Genomic DNA, 13,942 nt, shown 5'->3' with positions numbered 1-13,942 from the left:
GTACTCCGGATGCTCGTGACGGTCACGATGTTATGTACGGTTTGCCGGTCGCGGCGGGCGGCCGCGAGTAGCCAACGAGGCCAGCCACCGCGAAGATCGTCACGATGTAGGGCAGCATCAGCATGAACTCGCTCGGCACCGGGGATCCGACGATCGACAGGGTCGACTGCAGGTTGGTCGCGAAACCGAATAGCAGGGCGGCAAGAGTGGCGCGGATCGGGTCCCAGCGACCGAAGATCACGGCGGCGAGCGCGATGAAGCCCGCACCGTTGGTCATCTCTTTCTGGAAGGATCCGACCGCGGCCAGCGAGAAGAAGGCGCCGCCGCCGCCGACGATCGCGCCGGCGAGCAGCACGTTCCAGAAGCGGGTCGCCCGCACCTTGATGCCGACGGTGTCGGCCGCCGTCGGGTGCTCGCCGACCGCGCGCAGGCGCAGGCCCCAGCGGGTCTTGAACAGCGCGAACCAGACCGCGACGACCGCGATGTACATGAGGTACACGATGATCGACTGACGGAACAGGATCGGCCCGAGGATGGGGATCTCGCTGAGCAGCGGAATCGCGATGCGCTCGAAGCGGGCCGGCGAGTTGAAGGCTGCCGAGTTGCCCGACATCAGGGTCGAGAACAGGAAGCTGGTCAGGCCGATCACGAGCACGTTCAACACAACGCCGACGATGATTTGGTCGACGAAGTACTTGATCGAGAACGAGGCGAGGATCGTCGACACGAGCGCACCGGCGAGCATCGCCCCGGCCAGACCCGCGAACGGGTTGCCGGTGATGCTCGCGACCAGCGCGGCCACGAAGGCGCCAGAGAGCAGCTGACCCTCGATGGCGATGTTCACGACGCCGACGCGCTCGCTGATGACGCCGCCGAGCGATCCGAAGATCAGCGGGGTCGACACCGTGAGCGCTCCGGCCAGCAAGCCGATCATCGGCAGCGTGGCGCCGGCGGCGGCCCAGGTCAAGAACGCCGTGAGGAAGATGACCGCGAACAGCGTGGTCACCCACAGCGGGATCTTCTTCGCCTCACGCGCACGGAGGAAGGCGTAGACCGTGATGGTCGCCATCGCGGCGGTCGCCACGATTCCGGTGGCGAGCGCGGGCAGCGGAATCTCGGGCAGCTGAATGAGGTCGCTGTTCGTGCTCAGGCGAAAGTTCGTCACACCGTCTCGGCCGAACCCGATGAAGAGCACGGCAGAGAGCACGACGAAGGCAGAGAAGCCGATGGGGGCCTTCCAGCTGCGCACGGCAATGGTGGCCGGGGCGGTGCCGCCCGCCGGAACCGGGGTGGTCTTCACATCGATCACTTCGCTACCTCCGCCTTGCGGTCGAGCTTCGGCTTACGCCAGTGGAAGCTGGGGTCGGGTGTCGGCAGTCGGAAGATCGAGCGCACGAGCGGCGGTGCCGCAATGAACAGCACGATGAACGACTGCACGACCAGCACGATGTCGACGGGGATGCCCTCGGCGGCCTGCATCGTGACGGCGCCGGCTTTCAGCGCACCGAAGAGGATGCCGGCGAAGAACACCCCGATGGGCTTCGAGCGGCCGAGCAGTGCGACCGTGATGGCATCGAAGCCGATGCCGGCGTCGAGGCCAGCCGCGATGCCACCGGTGAAGTTGCCCAGTGCCTGCTGCACACCGGCAAGACCGACGAGTGCCCCGGCGATGACCATCACCTTCACGTAGGTGCGCTCGACGTTGATGCCGGCAACGCGTGCCGCGTGCGGGTTCTCACCCACCGCGCGGAACTGGAAGCCCATCGCCGAGCGATTGAGCAGGTACCAGACGTAGATCGTCGCGACGATCACGAGGATGAAGCCGAGGTTCAGGTCGTACGCCTCGCCCGCGATCTTCGGGAACTGCGCGGTCTCGAGCATGGGGCCCGAGCGAGGGTTCGACTGGCCAGGCGCCTGAAGCGCACCCGGGGTGCGCAGCAGGAACGAGATCAGGTAGAACGCGATGTAGTTCAACATGATCGTCACGATGACCTCGTGAGCACCGGTGCGCGCCTTGAGCAGGCCCACGATTCCGCCCCAGATCGCCCCCCCGATCAGGCCGACGACGAGAGCGACGACGAGGTGGATGACCGGGGGAAGGGGCACATAGGCGCCCACGTAGCCGGCCGCTGCGGCGGCGATGAGGATCTGGCCGCGGCCACCGATGTTGAACAGGCCGACCCGGAACGCCAGCGCGACGCCCAGACCCGCGGCGATCAGCGGGGTGGCGTTGGCGAGCGTGGCCGTCAACGGCCGGATCGCCGCGGCGAAGTCGTCGGCGCGCAGGTAGTTGAAGACCGACCCGCGGAACAGCGCAGCGTATGCGCCTCCGACGGCCTCGGCGATGGCCACGAAGGTGTCGCCAGGGCGTGCGAAGAAGTACGCGGATGTCTGCTGCACGACGGGGTCGGTCAGGGCGATGAGGAGCCCGCCGAAGACAAGCGCGAGCACGACGGCCAGCAGCGAGATCATCGCGGAACCGCCGAAGATCTCTTTCAAGATCTGGTTTTGGCGAGGAGCGTCGGGAACCTCCGTGGCCGCACCCGTCGCGGTGTCGGTCTGCGTCGGCGTTGCCGCGGCCTCCGGGCCGGTTCCGGCCGCCGAAAGCTGGTCGGGCTTGCCGGGCGTCGCCTTGTTGTCGTTCGTGTCGCTCACGCCGCCACCTCCGCGGGGGTTTCTCCAGCCATCATGAGTCCGAGTACGTCGCGCGGGGTGTCGCCCGGAACGATGCCGATGATGCGCCCGCGGTACATGACCGCGATGCGATCAGCGAGCGCGGCAACCTCGTCGAGCTCGGTCGACACCACGATGACGGGGACCCCCGAGTCGCGGGTCTCGACGATGCGCTTGTGCACGAACTCGATCGAGCCCACGTCGAGTCCACGCGTCGGCTGGGCCGCGATGAACAGCCGCAGTTCGCGGCTGAGCTCGCGGGCGAGCACGACCTTCTGCTGGTTACCACCCGACAGTCGACCCACCTTGGTCGCAATGCCCTGGGCCCGCACGTCGAACTCTCTGACCTTTTCTGTCGCGAAGGTGGCGAGCGCGTCCAACTGCAGCGCGCCCCGCTTGACGAACGGCTCTCCGGTGTAGCGGTCGAGCATGAGGTTCTCGGCGATCGTGAATTCGCCGACGAGGCCGTCTTCCTTGCGGTCTTCGGGCACGAAGCCCACGCCGGCGTCAAGCACGCCCCGCGGGCTCTTGCCGACGAGCTCGGTGCCATCGAGCACGATCGAGCCGAGCACGCGGTGCTGCAGGCCCATGATCGCTTCGGTCAGCTCGGTCTGACCGTTGCCCTGCACGCCAGCGACACAGAGAATCTCGCCGCGCTTGAGCGTGAATGAGACGTTGTCGACGAGCACCTGACCGATGGGGTCGGTGACCGTGAGACCGTCGACAACGAGCGCGTCGTCGCCCGGCGCAGCCGGCGCCTTGTCGACCGTGAGCGACACGGCGCGGCCGACCATGAGCGAGGCCAGTTCGGCGTTCGACGCCGTCGGCTCAGCCTCACCAACAACCTTTCCGAGCCGGATGACCGTGATGCGGTCGGCGACTTCGCGCACCTCGCGCAGCTTGTGGGTGATGAACACGATCGCAGTGCCCTCGGCCTTGAGCTGGCGCATGATGTCCATGAGCTCGTCGGTCTCTTGCGGAGTCAGCACGGCGGTCGGTTCGTCGAAGACGAGCACCTTCGCGTCGCGCGACAGCGCCTTGATGATCTCGACGCGCTGCTGCACGCCAACCGGCAGGTCTTCGATCTTCGCGTCCGGGTCGATGTCGAAGCCGAAGCGGGCGCCGATCTCGCGCACCTTCGCCCGGGCGGTTTCGAGGTCGAGCACGCCGGCAGCTTTGGTGCTCTCGTTTCCGAGCATGACGTTCTCGGCGACCGTGAACACAGGAATGAGCATGAAGTGCTGGTGCACCATGCCGATGCCGGCGTTCATCGCGTCGCCCGGCCCCTCGAACTTCTGCACGACATCGTTGAGCAGAATCTCGCCCTCGTCGGCGCGATACAGGCCGTAGAGCACGTTCATGAGGGTGGACTTGCCGGCACCGTTCTCACCGAGCAGACAGTGGATCTCGCCGGGTTCGACGGTCAGGTCAATGTGGTCATTCGCCGTCAGCGCACCAAAGCGCTTGGTGATGCCACGAAGCTCGAGCTTCATGATCTGGGCCTTCCTGCGCCGTCGGGGTCGCGGCGCTGCTTCCGGATTCACTGTACTGGGGGCATGATGCCGGATTTTGAGCACGATAGCGCTCATCTGAGCAGATGGGGGTGGGATGCGCGGGATGGGCAGTCAGGGACGCACCCGTCCCGCGCATCCCACCCCCGAAACGGACTGAGGGGGAGGCCGACTCGCGTCGACCTCCCCCTCAGCGAGGTGCTATTTGGTCGTTACTGACCGGGCGTTGCCGGCGACTCGACCACGAGCTCGCCCGAGATGATCGCGGCGATCAGCTCGTCGATCTGCGCCTGCAGCTCGGGGTCAACCGAGGCCTCGTAGTCGTGGAACGGGGCCAGGCCCACACCCTCGTTCTCGAGGGTGCCGACGTAGAGGCTGTTGTCGAAGTTGCCCTCGGCGGCAGCGGTCACGACGTCGTAGACGGCGTTGCCGATGTTCTTCAGCACCGAGGTGAGGACGAGGTCGCCCAGGTCGGGGTCGGAGACGAAGATGTCCTTGTCGACACCGATCAGGGTGATGTCTTCACCCGAGTCGCGGATCGCCTCGGCGGCGCTGAAGTAGATCGGGCCACCAACGGGCATGATCACGTCGGCGCCCTGGTCGATCAGGTTCTGCGCGGCGGTCAGGGCCTCGGTGCCGGGGGCGAAGCCACCGGTGAAGGCACCGTCCTGAGCGTCGAAGTCCCAGCCGAGCGTGCGCACCGAGGTGCCGTTCTGCTCGTTGTAGTACTCAACACCCTGCACAAAGCCGTCCATGAAGATGGTGACCGGCGGGATCGGGATACCACCGAAGGTGCCGACGATGCCCGACTCGCTGTAGCTCGCGGCCGCGTAGCCGGCGAGGAACGCCGCCTGGACGGTGTCGAACAGCAGCGGCTTGACGTTGTCAGCCTCGACGAAGTCGTCGATGATGGCGAAGTTGACGTCGGGGTTCGCGGCCGACGCGGTCGACGTCGCCTCGTTGAGGAGGAAGCCGACGGTGACGATCAGGTCGCAGCCCTGGTCGACGAGAGCCTGCACGTTGGGGGCGTAGGCGTTCTCGTCAGCCGACTCGACGGCGACGAACTCGACGCCGAGGTCGTTCGCAGCCGACTCGATGCCGTCGTAGGCGGCCTCGTTGAACGAGCGGTCGTCCCAGCCACCGGCGTCGGAAACGATGCAGGGCAGGAAGTCGAGCGCGGGCTCGGTGGGCGTGGTGGGGTCGGGGGCCGTCGTGGGCTCGGCGTCCGGAGCCGCGGCGCAGCCCGTGAGCACGAGGGCGCTGGCCCCGAGCAGGGCGAGACCGGCGAGGCCGGACTTGCGGGAGATGATCGTCAAGGTGTCCTCCAGAAAAGGGGTTCCCACGCGGGGGCGCGTGAGCGAATTGGCTCCACGTTAGCGCCCGAATGGGCCGCGTTCACCCGGTCTTTAGTCCCGGAGACCGAAGCGTTACGAATCCGGAACGCGCGCGGAATCCCGCGGAAATTCGCCGAACCAGCCGAGCCCCGCGCATCCACCTGCTCAAATGAGCAGACTCTGCTCACGCGAGAGACACCCACTTCGGGATGCGCGACTGTCCTACAGCAGGTCGCTACGACCCGCCTGCTTGATCGCGTCGACGACGGCCTTCACCCGCTGTGCGTTCTCACGAGTGGTGACGAGCAGCGCGTCTGGGGTGTCCACCACGACGATGTCGGTCACGCCGATGAGTGAGATGAGGCGCGGCGACTGCGACACGACCACGCCGCTGGCCGAGTCGGCCAACACCCGCGCGCCCTCCCCCAGGATGGCAAGGTCACCCACGCGGCCGCCCGACAGCAGCTTGGCGAGCGACGAGAAGTCGCCCACGTCATCCCACGGAAAGTCGCCCCGCACGACGGCCAGGCGCCCCCGCTCGGCGGCAGGCTCCGCCACGGAATAGTCGATGGCGATCTTTTCCAGCAGCGGCCAGGTCGCGTCAACGACATCGTCGCGCTCGTCGGTGTCCCAGGCCTCGGCGATGCGCATCAGCCCGTGGTGCAGAGCAGGGCGTGTCTCGGCGAGCTGAGCCAGCAGCACGTCTGCTCGGGCGATGAACATGCCGGCGTTCCAGAAGTGGTCGCCCGACCGCAGATAGTCGGTCGCCGTGGCAAGGTCGGGCTTTTCGACGAAACGGTCGACCAGCTGCGCATGCGGAGCGCCCGCAACGGCAAGAGACGCCCCCGCCTTGATGTAGCCGAACCCGGTGGCCGCCTCGGTCGGCGTGATGCCGATTGTGGTGATGTAGCCCTCCCGGGCGACGGCCACCGCCTCGGTGACGACGGCGCGAAAGCGCTGCGCATCCCCAATCACGTGGTCGGCCGCGAACGAACCGATCACCACCTCAGGGTCGCGTGCGCACAAGATCGCGGCGGCGAGGCCGATCGCGGCGGAGGAATCTTTCGGCTCGCTCTCGAGCACGATGTTCGCCTCAGCCAGCTCGGGAAGCTGCTCGATGACCGCCACCCGGTGCGCCCGACCCGTCACCACCATGATCGCGTCGTCGCCGGTCAACGGCTTCAGCCGATTCCACGTGTCGCGCAGCAGCGTGTGACCGCTCCCCGTCAGGTCGTGCAAGAACTTCGGCGTCTCGGCCCGCGACAACGGCCAGAGCCGCGAACCGACCCCTCCGGCGGGGATGATCGCGTGGAAGTGCGGCAGCGTCTCGTCAGGCGCGGTCATGCGCGTCACCCTATCGCCCGACCGTGTCCACCGAGGGTTCACCGTCACGTCACGCCCGCTTCCTACCGTGGGCCTCAGCCGAGCCCGATAGGAGCGCCCATGCGCGTCGCGATCGTGACCGAAAGCTTCCTGCCGACCGTCAACGGCGTCACCACCTCGGTCGCTCGCGTTCTCGAGCACCTCGAGCGTCGCGGCCACGAGGCGCTTGTCATCGCGCCGGCTGCCGGTGCGCCGCGCGAGTACGCCGGGGCCCGCGTGATCGACGTGCCGAGCGCTCCGTACCGCGACTTCCCCGTCGGTCTTCCGACCCCCACGGTGCACCGCGCTCTCGCTCGCTTTGCGCCCGACGTACTGCACGCGGCGAGTCCTTTTCTGCTCGGGGCGGCCGCAATCGGAGCGGCGCACCGCCTGCGGATCCCGAGTGTCGCGATCTTTCAAACCGACCTCGCCGGGTACGCGGCGCGCAACAATCTCGCGGCGGCCAGCTCGTTCGCGTGGAAGGTCGTGACCTGGGTACACGACAAAGCCGATCTGACGTTGGCGCCGTCGAGTGCCGCGCTGGCTGACCTGCAGGCGGCCGGCGTGCAGCGCCTGGCACGCTGGGGGCGCGGCGTCGACCTCGACGGGTACCACCCGCGTAACCGCGACCGGGCGAGCGCGCGAACGCTGCGGTCGCAACTGTCGCCGAATGGCGAAGTCGTCGTGGGCTACGTCGGTCGACTCGCGCCCGAAAAGCACGTCGAACGTCTCGCCGCCCTTGCCGGGATCCCCGGAATCCGTGTCGCCGTCGTCGGCGACGGCCCGAGCATGGCGAGCGTTCGCCGTGCCCTCGCGGGGCTCGACGCGACCTTTCTCGGCGCCTTGCACGGCACCGAACTCGCCGACGCGTATGCGGCGTTCGACATCTTTACCCACACGGGAACGGAAGAAACGTTCGGCCAAACCATTCAAGAGGCGCAGGCGACGGGGCTCCCCGTCATTGCGCCTCGCGCGGGTGGGCCCATCGATCTCATCGCGCACGACGAGACGGGTCTGCTGACCGACCCCGAGGATCCCCTCGCGATTCGGGATGCGGTGCTCACCCTCGCCACGGACCCTGCCGCACGCGCTCGGCGCGGCGAAGCCGGCCGGCGCGCTGTACGCGGGCGCACCTGGGAGGCGCTCGGGGATCAGCTGATCGCTCACTACGGGCGCGTGATCGACGTCGCGCGGGGCCGCGTCGCGGAGCAATCCGCTCTCACCGCGGTCTAGGGGGCGAATCCCACCGCGCCCGGGCGTAGCACTCAGAAAAGTGCGCCTACACTGAACACAGATCGGCGGCCACCAGTCGAGAACAGCAATCACCGGAGCCGGCGCTTCGCGCGCCGACCATTCCGCCCCTGAGGAGGGTTTCTCGTGCCAGCGAAGGTTACGGGAGCCGAGGGCACATCAGCCTCGGCGACCACGTCCATACCCGAACCCCGCCGATCGGTCTTATCGACCGGCACCCTGTACCGCGGCCGTGAAGGCATGTGGTCGTGGGTCCTGCACCGCATTACCGGTGTCGCGATCTACTTCTTCTTGCTCGTTCACATTCTCGATACCGCGCTGATTCGGGTCAGCCCCGAGGCGTACAACGCGGTCATGGGCGTCTACAAGAACCCCGTCATGGGCCTCGGAGAACTTGCCCTCGTGGGCGCCGTCGGGTTCCACGCCCTGAACGGCCTGCGCATCATCCTGGTCGACTTCTGGAAGATCGGCACCCGTTACCACCGCGCCATGTTCTACGGCGTGCTCGGCGTGTGGGCCGTGCTGATGATCGGCTTCACCCCCCGCCACCTGATGAACGTGTTCGGAGGCTAGAGATGACCGCGACCATCGACGCACCCCGCAGCCCCTACGCCCGCACGAAGCGCGGCGTCAACTGGGAGAAGTGGGGCTGGATCTACATGCGGGCCTCGGGCATCATGCTCGTCGTTCTGATCTTCGGCCACCTGTTCGTGAACCTCATGACCGGCACGGGCATCAACCAGATCGACTTCGGCTTCGTCGCCGGCAAGTTGGCCGACCCGTTCTGGCAGATCTGGGACACGCTGTTGCTGTGGCTCGCCCTCATTCACGGCGCCAACGGCATGCGCACGCTCGTCAACGACTACGTGTCGCGCCCGGGCACCCGCCGCCTGATGCAGGGAGCACTCTTCGGCTCGACCGTCGTGTTGCTCGTGCTCGGCACCCTCGTCATCTACACCTTCGACCCCTGCCCGGCCGGCGCCGATCCGTCGCTGGTCGCATCCTTCTGTGAGGGCCTGTAAACCATGAGCACCACGAACACGGCTCCGGCAACGCCGGAGGTCATTACGCATCACCACCAGTTCGACGTCGTCATCGTCGGCGCCGGTGGCGCCGGCATGCGCGCCGCCATCGAAGCTGGCCCCAACGCCAAGACCGCCGTCATCTCGAAGCTGTACCCGACGCGCTCGCACACGGGCGCGGCGCAGGGCGGCATGGCCGCCGCCCTGGCGAATGTCGAGGAGGACAGCTGGGAGTGGCACACCTTCGACACCGTCAAGGGTGGCGACTACCTCGTTGACCAGGACGCGGCCGAAATCCTCGCGAAAGAGGCGATTGACGCGATCATCGACCTCGAGAACATGGGCCTGCCCTTCAACCGCACGCCCGACGGCAAGATCGACCAGCGGCGCTTCGGCGGCCACACGCGTGACCACGGTAAGGCGCCGGTGCGCCGCGCCTGCTACGCGGCTGACCGCACGGGTCACATGATCCTGCAGACGCTCTTCCAGAACTGCGTCAAGCTCGGCATCGAGTTCTACAACGAGTTCTACGTGCTCGACCTGGTCATGAGCGAGGTCGGCGGCGAACGCGTCGCCTCGGGCGTCGTCGCCTACGAGCTCGCTACCGGCGACCTGCACGTCTTCCACGCGAAGAGCGTCGTCTTCGCCACGGGCGGCTTCGGCAAGATCTACAAGACGACATCGAACGCCCACACTCTCACCGGTGACGGCGTCGGCATCATCTGGCGCAAGGGCATCCCGCTGGAAGACATGGAGTTCTTCCAGTTCCACCCGACCGGCCTCGCGGGCCTCGGCATCCTCCTCACCGAGGGTGCTCGCGGTGAGGGTGCGATCTTGCGCAACGCCAGCGGCGAGCGCTTCATGGAGCGTTACGCCCCGACCATCAAAGACCTGGCGCCGCGCGACATCATCTCGCGCTGCATGGTGCAGGAGGTCGCGGAAGGTCGCGGCGCCGGCCCCAACAAGGACTACGTGCTGCTCGACTGCACGCACCTGGGCGCCGAGGTGCTCGAGACGAAGCTGCCCGACATCACCGAGTTCGCCCGCACCTACCTCGGCGTCGACCCCGTGCACGAGCCCGTGCCGGTCATGCCGACCGCGCACTACGCGATGGGCGGCATCCCGACCAACATCAAGGCCGAGGTGCTGAGCGACAACGAGACGGTCGTGAAGGGCCTGTACGCAGCCGGTGAGTGCGCCTGTGTGTCGGTGCACGGCTCGAACCGCCTCGGCACGAACTCGCTGCTCGACATCAACGTGTTCGGCAAGCGTGCTGGCAAGTACGCCGTCGAGTACGCCAACTCGGCCGAGTTCGCTCCCCTGCCCGACGACCCGGCCAAGGAGGTGCGCGAGATGGTCGAGCGTCTGCGCGCCGCCAACGGCCCCGAGCGCCTCGCCGAACTGCGCAAGACGCTGCAGGAGGAGATGGACAAGAACGCCCAGGTGTTCCGCACGGAGGAAAGCCTCGCGAGCGTCACGCAGACCATCCAGGAGCTGCGCGACCGCTACCTCAACGTCGGGATCCAAGACCGCGGCAAGCGGTTCAACACCGACCTGCTCGAGGCGATCGAGCTCGGCTTCCTCCTCGACATCGCCGAGGTCGTCGTGTTCTCGGCGCGTAATCGCAAGGAAAGCCGCGGCGGCCACATGCGCGACGACTATCCCGACCGCAACGACGCCGACTACATGCAGCACACGATGGCCTACCTCGTCGGTGACCTGCACTCGGCGAACCCGGAGGACCACATCCGCATGGATTGGAAGCCCGTCACGATCACGCACTACCAGCCCATGGAGAGGAAGTACTGATGGCGACTGCAACCGCAGAGGCCCCCTCGCAGGAAGTCGGCGCCGTTCAGGCCTTCACCGTCACGCTCATCGTCCGCCGGTTCGACCCGGAGAAAGACGCCGAGCCGTACTGGCAAGACTTCGACGTCGAGATGTACTCGACCGACCGTGTGCTCGACGCCCTGCACAAGATCAAGTGGGACCAGGACGGCACGCTGTCGTTCCGCCGCTCGTGTGCGCACGGCATCTGCGGCTCCGACGCCATGCGCATCAACGGCCGCAACCGGCTCGCCTGCAAGACCCTCATCAAGGACCTCGACGTGACGAAGCCGATCTACGTCGAGGCCATCAAGGGTCTGCCGCTCGAGAAGGACCTCATCGTCGACATGGAGCCCTTCTTCGAGTCGTACCGGGCCGTGCAGCCGTTCCTCATCGCGAGCGACAAGCCCGAGAAGGAGCGCATCCAGTCGATCGAAGACCGGGCGCGCTTTGACGACACGACCAAGTGCATCCTGTGCGCCGCGTGCACCTCGTCGTGCCCGGTGTTCTGGACCGACGGGCAGTACTTCGGCCCCGCGGCCATCGTCAACGCCCACCGGTTCATCTTCGACAGCCGCGACGAGGCCGCCCAGGTGCGTCTCGACATCCTCAACGACAAGGAGGGCGTGTGGCGCTGCCGCACGACCTTCAACTGCTCGGAGGCGTGCCCCCGCGGCATCGAGGTGACGAAGGCCATCGCCGAGGTCAAGCAGGCGATCCTGTCGGGCAAGCCGTAACCTTCGCTCACGCTGAGCATCAAGCGCCCCCGGGTCATGCCCGGGGGCGCTTTCGTTAGGGTCGAGGGATGCGCGACGAACGAAACGACGCCGCTCACGACAGCGAACCCGACGGCCAGGACGACGGCGGACTGAAGGCGAAAGTGATGCCGGTCGTCGAGACGGTGAAGAGTTCGCGACCGGTGCGGGCGTTCCAGCGCTACCTCGGGGCCTCCGGGCCGATCCTGGCGTCCGGGCTGGCCTTTCAGGCGTTGTTTGCCGTGTTCGCCGGCCTGTGGGTCGGGTTCGCGATCTTCGGCACGGTGATCTCGGCGAACAGCGAGCTGCGCGACAGCGTGTTCGCGATCATCTCCGAGTCGGTGCCCGGGCTCATCGACGACGGCAGCGGGAATGGCGCGATCGACCCCGACGTGTTGCTCAGCGCCCAAGTCTTCGGGCTCACGGGGGCGATCGCCCTGGTGGGCTTGCTCGTCACGGCGCTGGGGTTCCTCAACGCCGCACGCGGCGCGACCCGCCAGCTGTTCGACCTGCCGCCCGCCCCCGAGAACTTCCTCAAGGCACGGCTGCGCGACCTCGGCCTCACCGTCGGATTCGGCGTGCTCATCATCGTCTCGGCAGCGCTGAGCGTCATCGGCACGCAGGCGACCGACTTCCTGCTCGACCTCGTGGGCATCGACGACTCCACGCTCGCGCGAGTGCTCGGGCGGATCCTGACGCTGAGCATCATGTTCGCCGTCGACGCGGTCGCGCTGGCAGCCCTGTTCCGCATCCTGAGCGAGGTGCGCATCCCGTGGCGGCACCTGCGCGAAGGGGTGCTGATCGGGGCGGCCGGCCTTGGCGGTCTCAAGATCGCCGGTGGTCTGCTGCTCGGCGGGGCGTCGTCGAACCCCCTCATCGCGTCGTTCGCCGTGATCGTCGGTCTGCTGATCTGGTTCAACTTCGTGTGTCAGGTGATCCTGATCACCGGCGCCTGGATCGCCACCAGCGTCAAAGACGACGACATCATTCTCGACGAGGCGGTCTTCGCCGCGCGCCTCGAGGCGGCCCGCGCCCTCGTACGCGAGCACGGCATGGGAGACGAGGACGAGGCGGATGCTCGCGGCGGCATATTCGCGCGCCTCAAGCGCCGCCTCTCGCGCCGCTAGGCCCCTGCGCCCGCGCCTCACACCGCGCGGCGGCCTGTCAGTGGGCGCTCCTAGGATGGCGGGTATGCCCCGCATTCGCATCGCCAGCGTCAACGTCAACGGAGTCCGCGCCGCCTACCGCAAGGGCATGGGTGACTGGCTCGCCGGCGCCGATGTCGACGTGCTCGCCCTGCAAGAGGTGCGTGCCGAGACCACCGACCTCGTGCCGCTGCTCGGTGACGGGTGGCACGTGCTGCACGACGCCGCCACGGCGAAGGGTCGGGCGGGTGTTGCGATCGCGACGCGTGAGCCCGTCGACGTGCATCGCATCGAACTCGGCCCGCCCGACTTCGACTCGGCGGGGCGCTGGCTCGAGGCTGACGTCACTGTGGGCGGAGCATCGCTGACGGTGGTCAGCTGCTACGTGCACTCGGGCGAGGCCGACACCCCGAAGCAGGAAGAAAAGTGGCGCTTCCTCGACGCGATGGAAGAGCGCCTGCCGCAGCTCGCCGCGCACGCCGAGTACGCCGTCGTCGTCGGCGACCTGAACGTCGGGCACCGCGAGCTCGACATCAAGAACTGGCGCGGCAATCGCAAGAAGGCGGGCTTCCTCCCCCGAGAGCGCAGCTACTTCGATCGGTTCCTCGCGCCCGCCGGCGAGCCGGTCGAGTGCGTCGACGGCACGACCGGCACCGGCCTCGGCTGGGTCGACGTGGGGCGCCAGTGGGCCGGCGAAGTCGACGGGCCGTACACCTGGTGGTCGAACCGCGGCCAGGCGTTCGACAACGACACCGGGTGGCGCATCGACTACCACCTCGCGACGCCGGCGCTTGCCGCCACGGTCAGCGCCTACCGCGTCGACCGAGCGCCCTCATACGACACGCGGTGGAGCGACCACGCTCCCGTCGTCGTCGACTACGCGGGCTGGAGCTGAGGGGATCGCATCGCGATCCCGCGACGCCGGCGCGGGGGGGGGGTTGGGGTGGGGGGGGGGGGTTGGCCCCCGGCGCGGGGGGGGGCCCCCCCGGCTGGGAGTCGGGATGAGCATCCTCGCCCGGATGGAGGCGATCGGGGGCGAAGCGCAGGTGTGGTCGCGCACCG

12 protein-coding genes are annotated in these 13,942 nt (G+C 67.6%); 7 read left to right on the top strand and 5 right to left on the bottom strand.

Annotated features, from left to right (window positions below):
• Positions 1–22: 22 nt before the first annotated feature.
• The 5 genes from ACK4SC_RS05970 to ACK4SC_RS05950 form a co-directional block, all read right to left on the bottom strand.
• The gene (locus tag ACK4SC_RS05970; protein ID WP_409615949.1) at positions 23–1,309 is read right to left on the bottom strand and encodes an ABC transporter permease; all 1,287 of its coding nucleotides are present in this window, start codon (positions 1,307–1,309) and stop codon (positions 23–25) included.
• The gene (locus ACK4SC_RS05965) at positions 1,306–2,655 is read right to left on the bottom strand and encodes an ABC transporter permease (protein ID WP_409615947.1); all 1,350 of its coding nucleotides are present in this window, start codon (positions 2,653–2,655) and stop codon (positions 1,306–1,308) included. Before ACK4SC_RS05965 ends, ACK4SC_RS05970 begins: the two co-directional genes overlap by 4 nt.
• Complete coding sequence (locus tag ACK4SC_RS05960; protein ID WP_409615944.1) at positions 2,652–4,166, bottom strand: ABC transporter ATP-binding protein; 1,515 nt, start codon at positions 4,164–4,166, stop codon at positions 2,652–2,654. Before ACK4SC_RS05960 ends, ACK4SC_RS05965 begins: the two co-directional genes overlap by 4 nt.
• Before the next feature lie 230 nt (positions 4,167–4,396).
• Positions 4,397–5,500 (bottom strand): BMP family protein, encoded by a 1,104-nt coding sequence (locus ACK4SC_RS05955; RefSeq protein WP_409616329.1) that lies wholly within the window; start codon positions 5,498–5,500, stop codon positions 4,397–4,399.
• A gap of 240 nt (positions 5,501–5,740) precedes the next feature.
• On the bottom strand, positions 5,741–6,862 hold the full coding sequence (locus ACK4SC_RS05950; protein WP_409615941.1) for a mannose-1-phosphate guanylyltransferase: 1,122 nt from the start codon (positions 6,860–6,862) through the stop codon (positions 5,741–5,743).
• A 99-nt stretch (positions 6,863–6,961) separates the two neighbouring features.
• Between ACK4SC_RS05950 and ACK4SC_RS05945 the strand changes: the two genes are divergently transcribed.
• The 7 genes from ACK4SC_RS05945 (at position 6,962) to ACK4SC_RS05915 (ending at position 13,775) form a co-directional block, all read left to right on the top strand.
• Entirely contained in the window at positions 6,962–8,113 is a 1,152-nt protein-coding gene (locus tag ACK4SC_RS05945; protein ID WP_409615938.1) for a glycosyltransferase family 4 protein, read from the top strand.
• 198 nt (positions 8,114–8,311) lie between these two features.
• Positions 8,312–8,704 carry a succinate dehydrogenase, cytochrome b556 subunit gene (sdhC, locus tag ACK4SC_RS05940; protein ID WP_409616328.1) on the top strand — a complete coding sequence of 131 codons (393 nt, stop codon included), beginning with the start codon at positions 8,312–8,314 and terminating at the stop codon, positions 8,702–8,704.
• A gap of 2 nt (positions 8,705–8,706) precedes the next feature.
• Entirely contained in the window at positions 8,707–9,153 is a 447-nt protein-coding gene (locus tag ACK4SC_RS05935; RefSeq protein ID WP_409615935.1) for a succinate dehydrogenase hydrophobic membrane anchor subunit, read from the top strand.
• Between the two features lie 3 nt (positions 9,154–9,156).
• Complete coding sequence (sdhA, locus tag ACK4SC_RS05930) at positions 9,157–10,962, top strand: succinate dehydrogenase flavoprotein subunit (RefSeq protein WP_409615933.1); 1,806 nt, start codon at positions 9,157–9,159, stop codon at positions 10,960–10,962.
• Positions 10,962–11,717 carry a succinate dehydrogenase iron-sulfur subunit gene (locus ACK4SC_RS05925; RefSeq protein ID WP_409615929.1) on the top strand — a complete coding sequence of 252 codons (756 nt, stop codon included), beginning with the start codon at positions 10,962–10,964 and terminating at the stop codon, positions 11,715–11,717. The genes sdhA and ACK4SC_RS05925 overlap by 1 nt, the downstream gene beginning before the upstream one ends.
• 68 nt (positions 11,718–11,785) lie before the next feature.
• Entirely contained in the window at positions 11,786–12,862 is a 1,077-nt protein-coding gene (locus ACK4SC_RS05920) for a YihY/virulence factor BrkB family protein (protein WP_409615926.1), read from the top strand.
• Positions 12,863–12,926: 64 nt separating this feature from the next.
• Positions 12,927–13,775 carry an exodeoxyribonuclease III gene (locus tag ACK4SC_RS05915; protein ID WP_409615923.1) on the top strand — a complete coding sequence of 283 codons (849 nt, stop codon included), beginning with the start codon at positions 12,927–12,929 and terminating at the stop codon, positions 13,773–13,775.
• Positions 13,776–13,942 lie beyond the last annotated feature (167 nt).

The sequence above is a fragment of the Microcella sp. genome, assembly GCF_046293215.1.
GTDB lineage: Bacteria > Actinomycetota > Actinomycetes > Actinomycetales > Microbacteriaceae > Microcella.
Note: the sequence above shows the minus strand (reverse complement) of the source record. Positions and strands in the feature narration are given on the sequence as shown.

Excerpts from the sequence above, each read along its gene's own strand:
- ACK4SC_RS05915 (WP_409615923.1), top strand. The coding sequence starts at position 12,927 with ATGCCCCGCATTCGCATCGCCAGCGTCAACGTCAACGGAGTCCGCGCC.
- ACK4SC_RS05950 (WP_409615941.1), bottom strand. The coding sequence starts at position 6,862 with ATGACCGCGCCTGACGAGACGCTGCCGCACTTCCACGCGATCATCCCC.
- ACK4SC_RS05920 (WP_409615926.1), top strand. The coding sequence starts at position 11,786 with ATGCGCGACGAACGAAACGACGCCGCTCACGACAGCGAACCCGACGGC.
- ACK4SC_RS05935 (WP_409615935.1), top strand. The coding sequence starts at position 8,707 with ATGACCGCGACCATCGACGCACCCCGCAGCCCCTACGCCCGCACGAAG.
- ACK4SC_RS05945 (WP_409615938.1), top strand. The coding sequence starts at position 6,962 with ATGCGCGTCGCGATCGTGACCGAAAGCTTCCTGCCGACCGTCAACGGC.
- ACK4SC_RS05925 (WP_409615929.1), top strand. The coding sequence starts at position 10,962 with ATGGCGACTGCAACCGCAGAGGCCCCCTCGCAGGAAGTCGGCGCCGTT.
- sdhA (WP_409615933.1), top strand. The coding sequence starts at position 9,157 with ATGAGCACCACGAACACGGCTCCGGCAACGCCGGAGGTCATTACGCAT.
- ACK4SC_RS05960 (WP_409615944.1), bottom strand. The coding sequence starts at position 4,166 with ATGAAGCTCGAGCTTCGTGGCATCACCAAGCGCTTTGGTGCGCTGACG.